The following is a 19,220-nucleotide window of genomic DNA, read 5'->3' as shown; positions in this document are numbered from 1 at the left end:
AAATGGACAATGCCTATTCAGGAATGGGGACAAACGATTACTCAATTATCCATTTACTTTGAAGGTCGATTAGATGATATAATTAAAATCTAGTCAAATTTACTGACACAGAATTTTGAACGCCCTCACATTTTCTCGCATTCACAAAAAAGCACCACATCAAAATGAAGTGGTGCTTTTTTAAATCTGAACTGATACTTCTGAAATTTAGCTGAGTATTTACTTAATACTTACTGATCAACTCATCCAATACTGCTTGATAATGAATCGCAATATCTTCAGCTAAAATTTTATAGACATTGTCGAATTGCACCATTGGCCAACCTTCTTTCCAGAAAGGGAAAATATTGTGCAAATCATGCGTTACCACAGCATCTTCACGCACAATCGCTTGTGCAACCTGAGCCAATACTTGTGCAGTTTCTGTGCCATCAATGGCTAAATAATCAATCCCACGTGCTTTTAAAATACGCACACGGTCTTTTTTATAACGAATTTTTTTCATTTGCGCTTCATTTAACTGCAAAGCCAAACTCACCGCTTCTACAAATTTGCTTTCAAATGATTGATTCAGTGCCACCAACGCTGCTTTATGCGCTTCCTGACGACCTGCTTTCCCACCATTACGGATAATTTCTTTTGCCTCTGTGTCTAGCTCATCACTTTTCATAGACTGCAAAATGTCGAGTATTTCGATATCACTTAATGATTCAGGAGATTGGTCAATCATGTACTGCCCTTGGACAAAAATAGCAAAACGCTATTTTCGCACAATTTAGCTAAAAGCTCGACACATTCCGAAGCAATTGTTCACACAAGGCAGTGCTGCACCTATTACAGTGCAGCAGTTTAAAATTGATCTTTCAGCTTTGATCATCCTTGTTTATTTTAAATTTCTTATTGTTCCCTTAGTTTTTCTCCTGAATTTTACCGTCTATTTAAAACCCGTTATTTCAAATGAATAATCCAATAAATAACAGGTTTAACTTTTCAACTCACTTGTACTTTTTAGTAAAAAATAATTAACAGGTTGCTCTTTACACTTAATACAAGTTTTCGCGTTTATCATGATCGAGGCGGTCAATATAGCGCTCTAAATGTAGCATCGCATGATACATTTTATTTAAGTTCCCAACATTGATTTGCTGACGAACAATATTTTTGTGTAACCGTTTTAATGCACGTAGACTGTGCTTTGTCGTATATGCAGATAAAATTTTCATAAGCCTGCTCTCTCTATCAAATTATTTTACATGAACCGTTTTGTAATCTTGAGAATGAATTCAATGAATATAAAGATAAGGTTTATTATTGACAGGGTGTGTCCTACACCTCCTTAATATTTGACTATTTGGAAAAATTTCATTGTGTTGAATTGTAGTTTAAAGGAATATTTATGTAATTATGATTAAAATAATTGCTAAAACTGATTCAAAAAATCTTTGTTAAAATCCTCTATAAAGTACACATAAAAAAACTGACACTCGGTCAGTTTTTTTATGTACGTTGATTTTAAATTTGAGTCTTTAAATCACTTCGACCACTACTTTGCCCACATGCTCGCCTGTATCCATTTCGGCATGCGCTTGCTGAATTTGATCAAACTGAAAGGTTTTATAAATCATAGGCAGACATTCACCTTTGGCTAACAATGGCCAAACTATCTCTTGCAAACCTTTGGTAATTTCAGCTTTTTCTGCAGTATTGCGGGCGCGCATGGTCGAACCCGTAATGGTAAGACGCTTCATCATAATTTGACCAAGTTTTACTTCTTTGGCTTTTGCACCACCTAAGAATGCGATATACACCAAGCGACCATCACGACGTAATAAGTTTAAATTACGTTCCAAATACGGCGCACCAACAATATCTAAAATGACATCGACCCCAGCATTGTCTGTCACTTCGTTAATCACTTGTTCAAAATCTTGTGTCTTGTAATTAATTGCTGTGGTGAGGTGTGAAATTGCTTGTACTTTTTCATCTGAACCTACGGTTGCAAAGGTTTTTAAACCTAAGGCATTGCACAGCATTAAAGCAGTTGTACCAATACCACTGGTTCCACCATGAATCAGCGCCGTTTCACCTGCTTTGGCTTTACCCATTTGGAATACATTGGCCCACACAGTAAAAAATGTTTCAGGTATCGCAGCGGCTTGTACAAAACTGACACCTGTTGGAATTGTCAAAGTCTGGCTTTCTGGTACAACACAATATTCTGCATAACCACCACCATTGGTTAAGCCACACACTGCATCACCAACTTTAAATTGGCTAACATCTGCACCCACAGCAACTACTTCACCTGCTACTTCTAAACCTGGCACTGGCGTCACGCCTTTAGGCATAGGATACAGACCCTGACGCTGTAAAATATCAGGACGATTCAAACCAAAAGCATGTACTTTGACCAAAACCTCATTGGCTTGTGGCTCAGGTATTGCAACCGTTTCATAGGCTAATTTTTCTGGGCCACCTGGTTCTGTGATAATAATCTGCTGCATTGTGTTTTGTGTCATGGCAAATCCCTGATTGTTTGATGCTGATATGAATTCTGACTATTTGAACATAAAACAGCAAAGCATTAAAACCCAGATTAACTTAGGTATAATTCTCATGCCGTGGTGTTTCATGCGTGATTAAATTTTTATTTATGATTAAAGAGTATGTGATGTCAGAAATTGTGGAATACAACGAAAATAATTACCGTGAGTTTGAATATGAAACAGGCGTTGCGGTGATTCGTTGTTATGCGACGTGGTGTACGCCTTGTGTTCAAAATGCACCATTTTTTGAGCAGCTTGCCCAACTTTTTGATGCTTCGGTAAAGTTTGGCAAAGTGAATGTCGATCAATCTCCAATTTTAACTTTGCGTTATCAAGTCTTTGGTTTACCGACCACTCTGATTTTTAAAGATGGGCAAATTGTTGAACGACTGTCGGGCAATGTTTCTGTCGTACAACTTCAACAAAAAATTCAGAGCTATCTTTAAGCCATGTAGAGTAGCGTCAACATATTAAGTTTGAATTACTACCTGATCACGTCCTGCCTGTTTGGCTTGATATAAATGCGCATCTGCGGCTTTCATAAAATCATCCACGTGCGTATACGCTTGTGCGCGAGTCATCCACGCCACGCCCATACTTAAAGTCACATATTGTTTATGGTCTTCTCGTGCCACATGCTCAAAAGCTGCATCACGCACAGCCTGCAAGACTTTTTGCATGAGTGGTGCAATTGCAGGGTGTGGAATATCGTGCAGTAAAATGGCAAACTCTTCGCCACCATAACGTGCCACAAACGCATTTTTAGGCAAAGTGTTTTGTAAAACCTTAACTAAGTTTTGCAGAATTTGATCACCTTTTAAGTGCCCATAATGATCATTGTATTTTTTAAAATAATCGACATCGAGCATCGCAAAAACCAAAATATGTCGCTTATTTTGCAAGGTTTCAAAATACAAACGCTGAATTTCTTCATTTAATGCACGGCGGTTATACGCCTCCGTTAATGCATCAGTATTAATCTGTATTTCCAGTTTTTCATTCAAAAGTCTGAGTTGTTCAGTGCGTTCCTGCACTTTTAAATCTAACGAGTTGTTTAAATGAATCAGCTTTTGGTTCAAGCGTTCAATGCGCAAGTTATGGTAGGCATAATTTCGTGCCTGCTGAAACATGATAAGCAATGCATAAACACTGGTCGAAATAAAAGATAAATGAATGGAATTGACCAGATTCAGCATTAATAAAAAATCATGAATAAATGTGCCACATAGAATAATTACTGCCCAAAAATTAATTTTGGAATAATCCTCTCCTGAACGCAGGGTTTGATAAAATCCATAAGTAAAATTTGCCAAAATCAAAACAAAGAAAAATGAACTATAAAATGCCAACTGCTGAAAAATAGTGGGTTCTGCCCACAGCGTCACCCCAATATTAAAGCTCAATAACAGCATTGCCGCGCTATATACCCAACGATGCAAATAGCGCGAACTGAGCAAAAACATATAACTCAGGAAAAATAAAATCGCTAAAAAACTAAATAAATATTCGAGTCTTATTCCCCAAGACCAACTTAAATTCAGGAAAGTGGTATAGGCATAGGGTGCAGAAAATAAATTGTGTAATGCCAGAAAAACAATAAAAATGCCGAAAATAAAAATACGCTTGGTCTTTCCACCATTTGCAAGACTAAATGCCGAAAACATCAAGGTAAACAAACCAATACCAAGTACTGCCCCACAAATCATGGCAATACTCATCATCAAACGCTGATACTGTTGATTGATGGTGCGACTTAAACCAATTTTCATTGGATTTTTTAAACCACCTTGCAAGCTCTGAAAGCTAGACGCTTGAATGGTCAGGGTAAAATATTCACTTTCAGGAACAAAATATGCAATTCGTGGGGCATTTTCGGTTTGGTGACTACTCGCATCTGCACCGACTGTGCCAACACGCACCAGTGGATCGCCATTTAAAAATACCCGATAGGCGCCATATTGGTTGGGAATCCAAATCGCAATACGTCTGCCTAGAAATTCTTTTGGAATTTGAAAGTGCCCAATAAAAGTGCCGTAAGTACTGGCATTGCCCATTAAATCTTCAAATGAAGCAGGCAATTCAACGGTATTCGATGCCAGTACCGCACTGGGTTCTTGAATCAATTGTTGCGGATAAAACAACCATCGCCCAGTCAAAATACTCGATTGATCTTCAGTAAATTGAACAGAATTGAGCAGTTGTTGATGGAGATAGTAAGATTCAGGTGCAGACTCATACTGCGCCAACACACACGGTGGTGTGAGTACACTGCACAGTAAAATTAAGAAGAGTAATGCACACTTGTGCCACATCCGAGTGAAATTCAAAAATGCAAAAGTCCTATTGTGCTTGTTTTTTAATCTAATCGTTCTTGCACTAAATTTGAAGTAAAAAATTAAGTCATTTATGCTAGACCTTACTGGCATCGGATGAATGACTTAAATTCTAGCGGTTTGGCTAAGTTGAAAGGTGTTTATTGATCGCGTGTTTTCACATCATACAATTCAATTTCAAAAATCAAATTAGAATTAGCAGGAATGATATTGCCCATTTTGCGCTCACCATAAGCCAAATGCGCAGGTACGATCAGTTTGCGTTTACCACCCACTTTCATCCCCATGATGCCTTGATCCCAGCCTTTAATGACACGACCTGTACCAATCACGGTTTCAAAATAGTTACCACGGTCTAAGGATGAATCAAACTTGGTGCCATCTTCCAACCAGCCTGTGTAATGCGTAGTAATTAAAGCGCCTTTAACCGCTTCTTTCCCCTCACCCACCACCAAATCAATAATTTCTAATTCTGCACTCATGTTCATCTCCAAATATTTACACTTCGATGTTTAAGATAATTTCCAGCTCGTGCAAGTGTTATTGCAACTGTGTCCACTCAATCTGAGCCTGTGCCTGATCGCCAATCAATGTCCATTCGCCATCCATTACATTCAACTGCAATTGCATGGTACGTTCGCATAAAGCTTGAACGGCTTCGGTACTCGCTGGCGATAGTTGCCACACTTCAACATTATTTAAAGTTTTGATTTTACTGTTACGTTTGTACCATTCATCTACCGATGAACCATAAGCAATAATCGCAACTTGCTTACAACGCGAACTGGCTTTTTTGACTTTGTCTTCATCTGGGCAACCGACTTCAATCCACTTAATTAACTGCCCTGTTAAGTCTTTTTCCCACAAAGCAGGCTCATCGGTTTCAAATAAATCTTTGGTAAATTCCAAAGCTTCATCTGCATAACGTGCGAATGCCAAAATACGCACCATCAATCGCTCAATAGTTTCAGAAGGATGCAATGCCATGGTGAGCTGATAGTCACCGTATTGATGCACATCCATATTGGCAATGTTCAAATCTGCCTTATAAATTGTCGCTTTCAGCGCCATTGTCTATTCCTAAAACTATGTTTAAATTTGCCACTAAGCATAATGGATTTTCTGTGATTTTGCTGTATCGTTTGCCCGATAACGTATAGATTTCAGTCTAGAACCGCAGCAGCATCGACCCGATACGCCAATAGTTCAGCCTCAAATTTTTCCCAATCACGCTCGCTTTGATAAATAATTTCCAACCGATTGTCTATGCCTTCATCGGTAGATTGATAATTAAATTGCTGCGGATTGAAGTTGAAACTTTTCCAACCCTGATTGGTATAAAAAATTCCTTTAATACGCAGCCAATCTTGCTGTTCACAGAGTAAATCTAATAAGGGATAAAAGTCGAATTGCCAACGTTTAGGCAATTTCCAACCTGCGACTGCATATCCTTGTGCAGTTTCGACATAGTGATATGGCAATTGTTTGATTTCTGCAGACTCTTGCAGATTTGTAGAGCTGACCTTCTGTTGCAATTTTAGCAACGGCTGAATTTTACGCTGTGTACCGACATACGGTATATCCATTTCGGTCAAAGCCAGATGACCCTGTTCTGCTTTCAACCATTTTTGCGCGTAGGCTTGATATTCCTGTTGTAGTTGTATGAGGGCTTGCTCATCTGCCGCCTGCATTTGGTCTGCATGTGACACCACAATAATTTGTGCAGCTTTGAGCTGATCGGCATACAGGTTTTGCTGCGTCCACGCCTGATCATGCAAACGCGAACCATCTACTACCGTCACCAAGGCGCGCATCGATAAATGCGTATGCCAATGTGGTTCGGTCAGTTGTTCCAAGAGTTGCGCAGGATGCCCCAAACCTGTCGGCTCGATGAATAAACGGTCAGGCTTCGCTTCGGACAATAAACGCGACAAAGCAATTTGCATAGGCAATTGGCTGCTACAACATAAGCAACCGCCCAATAATTCTTTGACTTGATAACCCTGTTGCTGAGGTAAGAGTTGTTGATCGACCCCGATTTGTCCAAATTCATTCATCAGCACCGCCCAAACTTCATGTTCTGGTTTTTGGCTGAGTAACTGTTTCAATAAGGTGGTTTTTCCTGCACCGAGAAAACCAGAAATAATATGCGTCGGGACTGCTTTTTGTGGTGCAATTAATTTCAAAATAAGCTCACTTTATTGAATTTCAAACAACTCAAGCATGCTAAGCAAGTTTAGCGATTAGTTCAATCTGAATCTAAACACACTGAAATTTATTCATTTCAGCACATCTATCACCATCATGATTTGAAAAATTCGCTTACATTTATTACGTGATGATCTGCAACTTATTTGGGGAAATACACGAGTTTTAGCCGCTTGATGTTATGTTTTATTGCCAACCACGCAATTTTATTGCGGAAAACACAGCCATTTTGATTGGATTTGACTGCATATTTAAAACAAAAATTACCAAACTACGACCTATTCATCATCATTGTGCGGTTCAAGTAACCGTCATTGTTTTGCTTTGTTGCAAGCATTGATCCCATAGCTTTGGCTCTTTAGCATGAGTTCCTGTTCAGCCCGTTCAAATCAGGTGATGACTGACTTGAACACTTTAGCCGCAATAAGTTTTTTTACTTAATGCTTGTGCTGAGCACTCCCTACTACTCATGAAAAACTTTAAATAAGGATGCCAAACCATGAAATTGACACAAATTTTACTCGCTTCAACTTTTGCTTTTGCCACTGCAACTACTTTTGCTGCAAAGGCTGAATCGACAGCAACAGAACAGGAAAAAGTGGTTGTTTCAACGCAGGAAACTGTGGCTGAACCAGCTTCAGAACAAGCTGCTGCACAACCTGCATCTGAAGCAAGCACTGAAACCCCTGCTGCATCGACGCAACAGCCTTAAAACTTAGATACATTTAAAAATGTAAATCGAATACAAAAACTGAGTTTTCCGCCACTCTCTCGGTTTACTCAGTTTTTGTTTATCTACAAAGCCAATCAATATTGCCTTGGACAAAATTAAAAAATAGGCACAAAAAACCTGTCTACAATTGCAAACAGGTTTTCAGCTAAATTTGATGAAAATTTAGTTTTGTTCAGTTTTCTTATAAATGCTGCAAGATGGATGATGATTTTCTTGCAAACGTGCTACTTTACGCTGCTCTGCTGCTTCAAAACGGCAACGCTTCCAGTCATTGTCTAATTTCAACGCAGGGATTTGTTTTGGTTTACCATTTTCATCGACAGCAACCATAGTGAAGTAACAGCTGTTGGTATGGCGCACTGTACGCTTTTGAATATTTTGTGCTTCTACACGAATCCCAATTTCCATTGAAGTACGACCGACATGGTTCACACTAGCAAGGAAAGTCACCAATTCACCCACATGAATCGGCTCTTTAAAGTTCACTTTATCAACCGAAAGGGTCACCACATAACTACCCGAATAGCGGCTCGCACATGCATACGCCACTTGGTCTAATAGTTTTAAAATTGTTCCACCATGTACATTCCCTGAGAAATTTGCCATGTCGGGTGTCATTAACACGGTCATGGTTAATTCTGACTGGTCATCTAACACTGGGGCAATTTGATCTAATGGTGACATCGCGTTCTCTAGACTCTTTTAAAGACAGTAAGATATGAGCGTATTATTATATCGCGTTTATAAAAGTTTGAATGTTCATTTCGGCAACAACTGCATCATTATTATTTATATTGTTTATGATAACATTTATTTAAAATTATAAGACTAACACTAAGACTCCCAAGCTGTTATTTTTTAATCCATTTCTAATTTTTTAGAATATTTGTTCAAATTGAATATTACGTGAATCCCCCTGATTCAAGTGTTCAAAAAACAATCTAAAATCTTTTATTCAATGGATTATTCAAGCAAATTTCGGCGAATTTACACAAAAAAAGTTCAATTTCCCCGTAAATTTTCAAACTTCGCTGCGACATTTAAGCCAAGCGCAGCATTTCCTGCGACACATTGCTATAAGTCAAAGTTTGTTCAGTACTCAGTGCAGCTTCAATCACATAAGAACCATCTGGATTAATCATCGTCACTGTAAAAATAACTTGCTCCATAGTAGCAAGTTTCACCTGCTGTCCAATTTCAAAGCCGTGCATGAAGTATCCCCTCGATTTTTTATAAAGTTTTAAAGTCCTGAAGCACAAAAGTTAGGCTGTCTTGGAAGCATGTTCAATTGGTAAACTGCTTAAAAAACGAATTCAGTAAATGCTACATAGAATAAATGGAAACAGTGCGAAAGAACACGCTAAAAAATTGATTTTAAGTCTAAATACCTCATCTCAGTATTTAGATATCTTTAGGGTATCTTTATTTTTAAAATATAATATCAAATACTTACAAAGAATAAATCTAAGCAATCTAACATTAAAGTTATTTTTATCAAGCACCTAATTAGACTTAAGTTAAATCTGTTGATTTCATTGAATTGACCTAAATGAAGGATCTGGACAGCTATTTAAACTGTCCATAAAGCCCAAAAGTATTACTCACTTTATAGTCTACAATTCTATGCCCATGCGCATAATGATGCTGTTGATAGACCTGATCAATTTTATTTAATTGCGCTGCGGTTGCTTCTGCACCTGCCAGCATAGTCGCTTCGCGCCCTTTTACATCAAAAATATGGGCTTTTTCACGTAAATCGGGTTGAATGACCACATCTGCCAGTTTCAATTCTTCATTGGCCAAATGCTTTTGCATAATATTAATATTTTGGTTAAACAATCCCCACACATTACTGGTTTCAGTATGAATAGGCTGCGCCAAAATATTCACGGCAATCACAATATCTGCCCCTAAATCGCGTGCAACCTTGACAGGTACAGGGCTCACTAAACCACCATCGACATATTCATGTTCTGCAATTTTAGTAGGTACAAACATACTTGGGATAGACACTGACGCACGCACCGCTTGACCCGTATTGCCATAATTAAATACAACTTTTTTGCCTTCTTTTAATTCAGTCGCCACCACGTACATCGGGATTTTAAATTGCTCCAAACGGAGTTGATCGACTTGTACATTGACATAATTTTCAACTTTTTTACCATCAAAAAAGCCTTTTAAATCTAAAGTCACATCCCGCACATCATTGGCTTTCATATTCATGGCAATTTCACGTAATTGCTGTGCATTTTTACCACTGGCATAAATTGAACCGACAATGCTGCCTGCGCTGCTGCCCACAATAAAATCAGGATGAATACCGTACTGCTCAAGTACTTCAATTACTCCAATATGTGCATAACCACGAGCACCACCACTGCCCAAAACCAATGCAACAATTGGACGTTTTTTTTGTTGTTTTAACTGACGAAAATCAATTTGATTCAGGCGTGACTCTGCTTCAACCACGGGCTGCGACTCACGCAAAGTTTGAGTCGAAAATTGCTGCTGCGATGGCACCACCTGACATCCCACCATCAGTAATGCTGTAAGAGATACATACCCAATTTTCATAATGACCTTCTTGAATCCATAGGTTTCAGTCGATATTTCACCATCAATCGTGTCAAGGTTGATCAGCCTACTTGATACAGCAACCCTCTTAACGTCAACAGTTATGCTCTCTGTTTTTACCTTGCATGAGCGCCCATAGTCTATCTATTATTTTAACCGATCCTTGTAGTAATTCGTTAAACTGTCACGTCTAGCGACTACAGTGGCGCACAAGTCGAATCTGTCTAAAATTATATGCCAACACCTTCTTATTCCTTATTATTCTGGATTTTTCTGCAATTAGGCTGTCTGTCTTTTGGTGGGCCTGCAGCGCATTTGGTGTTTTTCCATCAGCGTTTTGTGCAACAACTCAAATGGCTAGATGAATCCCAGTATTCACAAATTGTCGCACTTGCACAACTCTTACCTGGCCCAACTAGTAGTCAGGTGGGGTTAGCGATTGGTTATTTGCAAAAAGGCTATTGGGGTGCAGTCCTAGCTTGGTTGGGTTTCACCCTACCTTCAGCGTTGTTTATGGCTTTGGTTGCAGTTTTGGGACATCAATATTTAGATGTCCTGTCTTCAAATAGCTTTCACAGTATTCAACTGATCGTATTGGCCGTGGTAGCTTGGGCATTTTGGCAAATGTTGCGCAGTTTTTGTAAAACGGTTTGGCAATATGCCTTAATGTTTGCTTCTGCCCTATTTATTTATCTGGTGCCATTGAGCTTCAATCAAGTTTTGGTGATTCTGATTGCCGCTTGTTTTGGCATTTGGATGGCGAAACACGCAGCACCGACTGCTGCACCAGCATCCACCAATACAACGGCGACAGATACGCATTTTACTGCGGCACATTTACTCAAACATCGTCGTTATGCTGTATTTTGGGCAGTACTTTTTGTTGCACCCTTTATTGTGCTGTCAGGTCTAAACTGGCTGCAACCTCAATTACTCTATGCAGCCAATTTAAGTTTCTATCAAGCCGCATCTTTGGTCTTTGGCGGTGGGCATGTCATTTTGCCTTTATTGCATCAAGATTTTGTTAGCACAGGCTTAGTCAGTACAGAACAGTTCGATTTGGGTTATGCCATGGCGCAATTGGTGCCTGGCCCACTGTTCAGCTTTGCAACATATTTGGGCAGTTTGATTCCAATGACAGAATCAACGCTGCTGAATGCGACTTTAGCCACGTTGGCGATTTTTCTGCCGTCTTTCTTTTTGGTATTTGCGACCTTGCCTTATTGGTCTTGGTTAATGCAGCAAGCCTATATCCGTCATGCGGTAACAGGTATTAATGCAGCTGTAGTCGGTTTGCTGCTGTATATGGTGCTCGAAATGGCACAGCGTCATATTTTGAGTATTGCTGATCTGCTGTTTATTGTTTTGGTGATTGGATTATTAAAATCCAAACTACCTATTTGGCTCAGTTTAATTGGTAGTTTTCTGGTCTATACAGCATTTTTGCATTTCATGGCTTAAATTAAAAATGCTACAGATCAAATAAAAATGCCAGTTCAATTGAACTGGCATTTTTTGTGGATGACTGAATCAATCCTTCATGCTTTGGAGCTTAGCCACCAAAGAATTTTAGAATAGATTGAATCACCGCAACGTTAATTAAATCGACAAAGAATGCACCACACAGCGGCACAATCAAGAACGCTTTATAAGATGGACCATACATATTGGTAATGGCCTGCATATTGGCGACTGCTGTTGGCGTTGCCCCCATCCCAAAACCACAGTGTCCTGCTGCCAGCACGGCTGCATCGTAGTTTTTCCCCATAATACGAAAGGTTACAAAGGCAGCATATAACGCCATTGTGAGTGCTTGCGCACCTAAAATCACCATCAACGGACCTGCCAAATCGGCCAATTGCCATAGTTTGAGTGACAACAACGCCATCGCCAAATATAACGATAAAGATGCATTCCCAAACACATCAATCGCACGGTCAAAAATATTAACTTTAAAAATACTTTCTAAGACATTACGCAGAACCACACCGCCCGCCAATGCCCAAACGAAAGTTGGTAATTCAAACATGCTGCCTTTGGCAGCGCCTGTCATAAATTCGGCAAATGCCAAACATCCAGCAAATAAACCCAAAGTAGTAATTGCATTATCTGCTGTAATTAAACGAACCTGATGCGGATATTCAAATGGAATAAACTCATTGGAATCTTGATCCGCAGGCGTATTATCGCGTTTTTCAATTTGTTCGTCGGTACGTGGTACAGCCAATTGATGACGGTTGATTAAAGTTTTAGCCAGTGGACCACCAATTAAACCACCAATAATTAAACCAAAGGTCGCACTTGCCATGCCCAGTGCCAAAGCACCTTGAATACCATATTGGGTTTCTAAAATTTCACCCCACGCACCTGCCGTACCATGACCGCCAGTTAAGGTAATTGAACCTGCAATTAAACCAATTAGCGGATCAATACCTAACAAAGTTGCAAGGCTAATACCGACAAAGTTTTGCACCACAATAAATGTTGCAACTGCAATCAAGAAAATAATTAAACCGATTCCACCCTGACGCAATTTAGAAAAGTTCGCACTTAAACCAATCGAGGCAAAGAAAATCAGCATAAAGCTGGTTTGTAATGCGCTACTGGTGGTAATGCTATAACCCCAAAATTGATGCACTAACAATGAAATAATTGCGGCAACCAAACCACCTGCAACAGGTTCAGGAATGTTATAGCGTTTTAAAAAATCAATTTTATTGACTAAAAGTCGCCCTAAGAGCAGGACGATGACCGCAGCAATCAGCGTATAAAACGCATTAAAAGTAAATTCCATGGCAATATCCATATAGTGATTGCAGATTATTTTTTAATATGATGTAGATCTGTCTATGCAAACCAAAGCATTTGCATCACTATGACTCTAAATCAACTAAAAAATGCCGCAATACAAAGTATGTAAACAGTATTGTATTTGACCGATGTTTAAGAGGTATGCGTTTCGCTGAGCCAACCCAATCCTTAGGTTTCGCTCAAGCGTTATGGTCTGCGTTTGCCTAGAACAGAAGAAAAGAAAGACAAAAGACAGCATTTTCACTTTCGGGGTGACTTCGAGTGCAAACAACTGAATCGGCTTAACACTGAGAGGTAATCTCATATAAGCTCCAAAATATCTGAGGTGGATAAATACCTTCCGATAAAGATATTCAACCACTTGATAAAAAACAGCAAGATTAAAGGTCGATCATTATGCATTTTTTTTGACAAAAAGCTGCTATTTTCTGCGTTTTTTCTATAAATTTTAATGATTGTTTTCAGCTATAAGTGAAAGTTAAAGCATTTTATAAAAGTGAATAAAATTTAAGTTATTGAATTAATGTTATAAATTTAAAGCATAAAAAAAACAGAGCCTAAAATTAAGCTCTGTTTTCGATTTTGCTCAAAAGTAGCGACTTAGAAGCTATAGCGCGCCATAAAGCCTACACGGTCGTCACTGAATTTCTTACCATCAAAGTTTTTACGCTCACCATTTAGATATTCAATACCTAAATCGACTGGTTTTACAGGTGAATAGATAAAGTTAATCCACGCTTGTTGTACTTTTTCGTTAGCATCAGCATTTAAACGCGCATAGTCTGTACCATCATCGGCAAATAAAGCACCGTAGGCTAAAGTTGAACGTAGTTGTGGTGAGAACTTATAGGTTGCACCCACTTGTACACCAATCGTTTCATTTTGCTCAATGCTATTACCATCAACTACAAATGCTGAGTTATTACCATATAAGTAATTGCTGTTACCTTTTACATATGTTACGTCTGCAGATACTTTTAAAGGTTCTGCAACTTGATAATTCGTGCCTACAGCAGCACCCCAACCAGTTTTATCATCATTTGCTGCTTCTGATTTGTAATGTTCAACCAATGCACGTGCAGAAGCTGAACCTTTACCATCAGCAAAACCTTGAGTCACTTTTGCAGTCAATACTGGTGCGCGATAAGTTACTGGTGTAGGTGAGACTGTACTTGCTGAAACTTTACCAGCTGTGCTGTTGCCCTCTTCAGCCGAAACAAATAATTCTGTTGCAGGCGCTAGCTTATAACCATAACGAACTTGCGGTACACGCGCTGTACCACCACCAATATTCGTTGCGAAGTCAATCATTTCTGGTGCATGATTAGACAAGAAGTTCGATGTGGTTTGACCAAATAACCAGTTATTTAAAGTCAAATAAGCATGACGGATACGTAAGTTTTCTGATTTGTCATTATCAGAACTTGCAAAATCAACTTCGATTTTACCACCTAGCTTGTTGTCACCCATTGGCGTATTAAAATCTAATCCAAAACGAGTAACTTTTGGTGTAGCACGTAATTTATCTTTTGTAGATTTAGTTGTTGCATTACCCACAGTATGAGTACTGTTAAAGTCACTATCCGCACCATCAATAATATAGTTCGCATCACCACGGATCGAACCATAAATAGAAACATCTGCACCAGATTTAGACTTTAAACTGCTTAATGCACTTACAGGTGCAGCAGGCTTCGCCTGTTGTACTTGGGCAATTTGAGTTTGCTGCTGTTGTTGTACTTGCTGTTGTTGCTGAATTAATGATTTTAACGCTTCAACTTCTTGACGAAGTTCTTGAATTTGTTGTTGCTCAGTTTTTGCTGCGTGTGCAGTACCTACCATTAAAGTTGTAACAGCAATAGCTAAACCTTTGATCATAAATTGACCGTTGAGTAATTGACTCATTTATCTCTCCAAAATAAAACAACGCTGCATCCGTGCATGATGATTTTGTTCGTCATCTATCGATTTCACATCGAATTATAAAAATGGCTGAAAAATCAAAACACTTTTGCCAAATAGTCCAAGACACCCAAATATTTAAAATATTACAATTTGTGTCATTTATTACAGGCTTCAATCTATCAAGTTATGACGTTTATTAAAATCAGTTTTCCCGAATAAGAAATCACAATTAATCATAATTACAGATTCAAACAATTAAACCATATAAAATTCAACACCTTAAATAGGTTGATTATTCAAGTATTTACACCACCATTAGACTATTGTATATATTTCAGTTCTGTTAAAAAGCCCGATTTTTTCGAAAAAAATCACCATTTGAAAAAGTATTGACCCCAACTCAATCTGATTGAGGTTGCAAAATATGAAAAACGGCAAACATCCCAAACCCAATAAATAGCAGCATTAATACAGCCATATTCAGCAAAGCACTGCCTGTTAAAAAGTTGAGTAACACTCCACCAATCAAGCCACAAAAGAATTGCACACTGCCCATGACCGCACTGGCTGTTCCTGCACGTGCGCCTTGTTTTGCCATAGCTAGTGCCATGGCATTCGGGCCTGTAAAACCAATCCCAGACACGGCAAGAAATAAACCGACCATCACCAATGCCAAAGGTGCATACCCCAAACTACCTGCAAGCAGTAGAATGACCGCACCACTCAGTTGAATCATGCTGCCCAATTTTAAGCGTTGTAACACACCCAATTTGCCACTGATTTTTTTATTCAGGGTCGAAAACAGCATAATACCAATCGCATTGGCACCAAACACATAAGCAAAAGCTGTTTCACTCAAGCCATATTGATCCATCATGACTGCACTTGAACCGCTGATATAGCAAAACAATGCCCCACCAGTCAGACAGCCTGCCAACATTGGAAAACGAAAATCACGATCTTTTAAAATGGCAAAATATAAGGTCAGTACTTGCTGAAAGTTCAAATTTAAACGACGTTCTTTCGCCAAAGTTTCTTTAAAAAAGAAGTGCACACATAAACAGCAAATAATTCCAACGCAGGTCAGCACTACAAAAATAGCTTGCCAATTCATCCATCTAAGTACCCATGCCCCCAGCGTAGGCGCGATAATGGGCGCAATGGTCATCACAATCATCATGCTCGAAAAAGCTTGAGCGGATGTTTGCAAATCTAAGCGATCACGAATAGCTGCTCGTGCAATTACCACACCTACACAGCCACCCAAAGCCTGCAAAATACGTGCAGCAATCAGTCCCCATTCATTTTGTGCAAACACGCACAACATACTGGCGAGTGAAAACAGTGCTAAGCCAAAATATAAAGGCGGCTTACGTCCAATCCGATCACTCAGCGGCCCGTAAATCAGTTGACCCAATGCCAAACCTAAAAAGTAGGCAGGCAAACTGTTTGCGACCATTTGGGTCGATACGCCAAACTCGCTTGCCATAACGGGCAAGGCAGGCAAATACATATCAATCGATAAAGGCCCAAGCGAAGTCAATAACGCCAACAATAAAATCCACGCAGTCGAATATTGCCGCATGTTGGGTTGTTGCGCAGATGGTGGCGTACTGCTTGAACTTGGCAGCGTTTTCGATATGCTCATATTTTATGATGAAATGACAGATGTACAGACAAGCTTACACGCTCCATAGTATGATTTGTTGTGATCAAAGATGAATTTTCACATATTAGGTACTCTAAACATCTCATCTACAGTTACAATGTAAGCAAACCTTCATCTTGCAGCATAAATCTCTGTTTAGACAGAAAAGTTTACTTAAAGGAATGATGTTGAAACCTTGGCTGATAAAGCTCAAACAAGCGACCTATAACACCACATTTATGTATAACATCCGCATGCTCATTGCATTTGCGGGAACTGCTTTTGTTCCCTATTTTATGGGGATGCAGCTTGCTACTATTCCTTTAACTTTAGGTGTGCTTGCAGCAGGTTTGAGTGATATTGATGACCGTTTTTCGGTGCGTATTGTCAATCAGCTCTATACCTATATTGGTTTCTTTGTTACCGCCACATCAATTCAGTTTTTATTTCCGCATCCTATTTTATTTGCTACAGGCTTAATCCTGTCGTGTATTGTCTTAATTTTGCTCGGTTCGCTCGGACGACGTTATGCCACCATTTCTTATGGCTGTTTGGTGGTGTCAGTCTATTCCATGCTTGGCGTCAACCTATTTGATGACTGGTACATGCAGCCGCTGCTTTTGGTTTCGGGCGCAATTTGGTACGGCTTAATTTCGACCATCAGCTTTTTACTGTTCCCTGTTCGTGCCTTACAAGACAAACTTTCACTCAGTTATTCTTCTTTGGGTGATTTTTTATTTGCCAAATCAAATCTATTTGATGTGGATATGACTGCACCGAGTTATCAACAAAGCATCATTGATTTATCACTTGAAAATGGCAAATTAATTGCGATTTTTAACGACTTAAAAACCGCTTTACTGACCCGTTTAAAAGGTGACCGCGGGCAAAAAGATACCCGACGTAGCTTACAGTATTACTTTGTCGCACAAGACATTCACGAACGTGCCGACTCTGCACATATTGATTATCAAAAACTGGCGAAAATATTTCAGCACAGCGATATTTTATTTCGCTTCCAACGCATTTTGTCGATTCAGGGCAAAGCCTGTAAAGATTTAAGCGAAAGCATTTTGCACCGTAAACCTTATGTGCATAACAAGCGTTTTAAACATGCTTTTGAAAATCTTAAACAGTCTTTAGAAAAACTGCGCAGTGAACAGCAATATGACCAAGTCTGGATTAATGCATTGTTTGCCCTATACCAAAACCTGAAATCTATTGATGCTCAATTGCGTAACCTTGAAACCGAACGCAATATTAAACTGGATAAATCAAAACATATTGAACAACAACTGAAAGATGACGACTTAAAAAGTTGGGATGATATTGTCATTCGGATCAAGCAGCATTTAACCCCAGAATCGGTCTTGTTCCGCCACGCCATTCGTTTGTCGATTGTACTATTGATTGGCTATATTTTTGTGCAAGTCACCAATATTCAATATGGCTACTGGATTTTACTGACCGCCCTGTTTGTGATGCAGCCCAACTTTAACACCACCAAACGACGTTTACGTTTGCGTATTATTGGGACGTTGGCAGGGATTGTAGTCGGCTACACCATTTTATATTTTGTACCATCTGTAGAAGGACAATTACTGGTTTTAGTGATTAGTGGCATGTTGTTCTTTGAATTGCGCAGTAAACAATATGCACAAGCCACTGCCTTTATGACCATTTTGGCGCTGATGAACTTTAACCTAGAGGGTTTAGGCTATGCTGCAGCCGTACCACGTATGGTCGATACCTTAATTGGTTGTGCGCTAGCATGGTTTGGCGTGAGTTTTATCTTCCCCGATTGGAAATTCCGCCGTCTATCACGCACGATTCGCCGCTCACTCACCGCGCAATGTGGCTATTTGGCAGAAGTGATTGAACAATATAAAAATGGACGCAACAACGGTTTGAATTATCGTGTCGTGCGCCGTGCTGCTCATAATACCGATGCAGAAGTTGCTTCACTGATTTCAACACTCGCCACCGAACCTGATTTTGACCCCAATCAAAAAGCTCAAGCCTTTGAGTTCTTGTGTCTAAATCACACCTTTATTAGCTATATTGCTGCACTTGGTGCGCATCGTGACAAAATTGACGATCAGGAAGTCTTGCAACTGCTCGATCAAGCAATGGACGATATTCAAGGTGCTTTACTGAAAGATGAAACGCCAGATTTAAGTGCACACAACATGTTGCAAACCATTCGTCAGCGTTTAAGCCAAAACAAAGAAGAAGATCAAAAATCATTAATTATTTTGCAGCAATTATCTTTGATGATGAGTATCTTGCAACAATTAAGTCGCTTAAAACAAAGTTTAAGCCACGAACATGATCAGGACGCAACTGAACTGGCGTCTTTATAAACAATCCTGCAAACGGTCAGTGCCTACTTATTCGCCCTAAGCTGCACAAGTATTCACCGACCTTAGCATGATTTTGCGACAATATACTCACTGCAT

At 39.3% G+C, this 19,220-nt stretch carries 17 protein-coding genes; 4 read left to right on the top strand and 13 right to left on the bottom strand.

What is annotated here, in order from left to right; all coding sequences use genetic code 11:
- Positions 1-223: 223 nt before the first annotated feature.
- From FTU71_RS10125 to FTU71_RS10115, 3 genes are all read right to left on the bottom strand, one after another.
- Positions 224-730: a hypothetical protein gene (locus tag FTU71_RS10125; protein WP_004977287.1), complete on the bottom strand. Its 507-nt coding sequence runs from the start codon at positions 728-730 to the stop codon at positions 224-226.
- Positions 731-1,043: 313 nt separating this feature from the next.
- On the bottom strand, positions 1,044-1,223 hold the full coding sequence (locus tag FTU71_RS10120) for a hypothetical protein (protein WP_131262037.1): 180 nt from the start codon (positions 1,221-1,223) through the stop codon (positions 1,044-1,046).
- Between the two features lie 303 nt (positions 1,224-1,526).
- Complete coding sequence (locus FTU71_RS10115) at positions 1,527-2,519, bottom strand: NAD(P)H-quinone oxidoreductase (protein ID WP_179994508.1); 993 nt, start codon at positions 2,517-2,519, stop codon at positions 1,527-1,529.
- Between the two features lie 152 nt (positions 2,520-2,671).
- Here FTU71_RS10115 and FTU71_RS10110 point away from each other — a divergent pair, with 152 nt between their 5' ends.
- Positions 2,672-2,992, top strand: coding sequence for a co-chaperone YbbN (locus FTU71_RS10110; protein ID WP_180111940.1), 321 nt, complete (start codon positions 2,672-2,674; stop codon positions 2,990-2,992).
- A 24-nt stretch (positions 2,993-3,016) separates the two neighbouring features.
- Here the strand turns inward: FTU71_RS10110 and FTU71_RS10105 are convergent, their stop codons facing one another.
- The 4 genes from FTU71_RS10105 to FTU71_RS10090 form a co-directional block, all read right to left on the bottom strand.
- On the bottom strand, positions 3,017-4,858 hold the full coding sequence (locus FTU71_RS10105) for a diguanylate cyclase domain-containing protein (RefSeq protein WP_373684956.1): 1,842 nt from the start codon (positions 4,856-4,858) through the stop codon (positions 3,017-3,019).
- A 161-nt stretch (positions 4,859-5,019) separates the two neighbouring features.
- Positions 5,020-5,361 carry an FKBP-type peptidyl-prolyl cis-trans isomerase gene (locus FTU71_RS10100; RefSeq protein ID WP_004977304.1) on the bottom strand — a complete coding sequence of 114 codons (342 nt, stop codon included), beginning with the start codon at positions 5,359-5,361 and terminating at the stop codon, positions 5,020-5,022.
- A gap of 58 nt (positions 5,362-5,419) precedes the next feature.
- The gene (locus FTU71_RS10095; protein WP_004977306.1) at positions 5,420-5,950 is read right to left on the bottom strand and encodes a YaeQ family protein; all 531 of its coding nucleotides are present in this window, start codon (positions 5,948-5,950) and stop codon (positions 5,420-5,422) included.
- Between the two features lie 92 nt (positions 5,951-6,042).
- Positions 6,043-7,065 carry a GTP-binding protein gene (locus FTU71_RS10090; protein ID WP_096901474.1) on the bottom strand — a complete coding sequence of 341 codons (1,023 nt, stop codon included), beginning with the start codon at positions 7,063-7,065 and terminating at the stop codon, positions 6,043-6,045.
- A 521-nt stretch (positions 7,066-7,586) separates the two neighbouring features.
- Between FTU71_RS10090 and FTU71_RS10085 the strand changes: the two genes are divergently transcribed.
- Positions 7,587-7,799 carry a hypothetical protein gene (locus FTU71_RS10085; protein WP_004977309.1) on the top strand — a complete coding sequence of 71 codons (213 nt, stop codon included), beginning with the start codon at positions 7,587-7,589 and terminating at the stop codon, positions 7,797-7,799.
- Positions 7,800-7,982: 183 nt separating this feature from the next.
- On the opposite strand, the gene FTU71_RS10080 is transcribed toward FTU71_RS10085, so the two are convergent.
- The 3 genes from FTU71_RS10080 to FTU71_RS10070 form a co-directional block, all read right to left on the bottom strand.
- Positions 7,983-8,504, bottom strand: a complete 522-nt coding sequence (locus FTU71_RS10080; protein ID WP_004977311.1) for an acyl-CoA thioesterase — start codon at positions 8,502-8,504, stop codon at positions 7,983-7,985.
- A gap of 356 nt (positions 8,505-8,860) precedes the next feature.
- Entirely contained in the window at positions 8,861-9,031 is a 171-nt protein-coding gene (locus FTU71_RS10075) for a hypothetical protein (protein WP_165492551.1), read from the bottom strand.
- Between the two features lie 355 nt (positions 9,032-9,386).
- Complete coding sequence (locus FTU71_RS10070) at positions 9,387-10,361, bottom strand: patatin-like phospholipase family protein (protein WP_180111941.1); 975 nt, start codon at positions 10,359-10,361, stop codon at positions 9,387-9,389.
- 270 nt (positions 10,362-10,631) lie between these two features.
- On the opposite strand from FTU71_RS10070, the gene chrA reads away from it, so the two are divergent.
- Entirely contained in the window at positions 10,632-11,858 is a 1,227-nt protein-coding gene (gene chrA, locus FTU71_RS10065; RefSeq protein WP_180111939.1) for a chromate efflux transporter, read from the top strand.
- 91 nt (positions 11,859-11,949) lie between these two features.
- Here chrA and gltS read toward each other — a convergent pair whose 3' ends face one another.
- From gltS to FTU71_RS10050, 3 genes are all read right to left on the bottom strand, one after another.
- A complete protein-coding gene (gene gltS, locus FTU71_RS10060) occupies positions 11,950-13,191 on the bottom strand; it encodes a sodium/glutamate symporter (RefSeq protein ID WP_180111938.1) in 1,242 nt (413 codons plus the stop codon).
- A gap of 617 nt (positions 13,192-13,808) precedes the next feature.
- Positions 13,809-15,113, bottom strand: a complete 1,305-nt coding sequence (locus FTU71_RS10055) for a DcaP family trimeric outer membrane transporter (RefSeq protein WP_180111937.1) — start codon at positions 15,111-15,113, stop codon at positions 13,809-13,811.
- A gap of 400 nt (positions 15,114-15,513) precedes the next feature.
- Positions 15,514-16,698, bottom strand: coding sequence for a multidrug effflux MFS transporter (locus tag FTU71_RS10050; RefSeq protein ID WP_131261542.1), 1,185 nt, complete (start codon positions 16,696-16,698; stop codon positions 15,514-15,516).
- 251 nt (positions 16,699-16,949) lie between these two features.
- On the opposite strand from FTU71_RS10050, the gene yccS reads away from it, so the two are divergent.
- On the top strand, positions 16,950-19,124 hold the full coding sequence (gene yccS, locus FTU71_RS10045) for a YccS family putative transporter (RefSeq protein ID WP_131261543.1): 2,175 nt from the start codon (positions 16,950-16,952) through the stop codon (positions 19,122-19,124).
- Positions 19,125-19,220 lie beyond the last annotated feature (96 nt).

Origin of the sequence: Acinetobacter sp. YH12136, assembly GCF_013418545.1 — a bacterium.
GTDB classification, from domain to species: Bacteria; Pseudomonadota; Gammaproteobacteria; order Pseudomonadales; family Moraxellaceae; genus Acinetobacter; species Acinetobacter towneri.
This window is presented reverse-complemented; position numbering and strand designations above follow the sequence as displayed.

Coding starts and splice junctions, on each gene's coding strand:
- FTU71_RS10085 (WP_004977309.1), top strand. CDS start 7,587: ATGAAATTGACACAAATTTTACTCGCTTCAACTTTTGCTTTTGCCACT.
- FTU71_RS10070 (WP_180111941.1), bottom strand. CDS start 10,361: ATGGTGGGATGTCAGGTGGTGCCATCGCAGCAGCAATTTTCGACTCAA.
- FTU71_RS10115 (WP_179994508.1), bottom strand. CDS start 2,519: ATGACACAAAACACAATGCAGCAGATTATTATCACAGAACCAGGTGGC.
- FTU71_RS10055 (WP_180111937.1), bottom strand. CDS start 15,113: ATGAGTCAATTACTCAACGGTCAATTTATGATCAAAGGTTTAGCTATT.
- FTU71_RS10075 (WP_165492551.1), bottom strand. CDS start 9,031: ATGCACGGCTTTGAAATTGGACAGCAGGTGAAACTTGCTACTATGGAG.
- FTU71_RS10050 (WP_131261542.1), bottom strand. CDS start 16,698: ATGCGGCAATATTCGACTGCGTGGATTTTATTGTTGGCGTTATTGACT.
- FTU71_RS10105 (WP_373684956.1), bottom strand. CDS start 4,858: ATGTGGCACAAGTGTGCATTACTCTTCTTAATTTTACTGTGCAGTGTA.
- FTU71_RS10100 (WP_004977304.1), bottom strand. CDS start 5,361: ATGAGTGCAGAATTAGAAATTATTGATTTGGTGGTGGGTGAGGGGAAA.
- FTU71_RS10125 (WP_004977287.1), bottom strand. CDS start 730: ATGATTGACCAATCTCCTGAATCATTAAGTGATATCGAAATACTCGAC.
- FTU71_RS10110 (WP_180111940.1), top strand. CDS start 2,672: ATGTCAGAAATTGTGGAATACAACGAAAATAATTACCGTGAGTTTGAA.
- FTU71_RS10080 (WP_004977311.1), bottom strand. CDS start 8,504: ATGTCACCATTAGATCAAATTGCCCCAGTGTTAGATGACCAGTCAGAA.
- chrA (WP_180111939.1), top strand. CDS start 10,632: ATGCCAACACCTTCTTATTCCTTATTATTCTGGATTTTTCTGCAATTA.
- FTU71_RS10120 (WP_131262037.1), bottom strand. CDS start 1,223: ATGAAAATTTTATCTGCATATACGACAAAGCACAGTCTACGTGCATTA.
- gltS (WP_180111938.1), bottom strand. CDS start 13,191: ATGGAATTTACTTTTAATGCGTTTTATACGCTGATTGCTGCGGTCATC.
- FTU71_RS10095 (WP_004977306.1), bottom strand. CDS start 5,950: ATGGCGCTGAAAGCGACAATTTATAAGGCAGATTTGAACATTGCCAAT.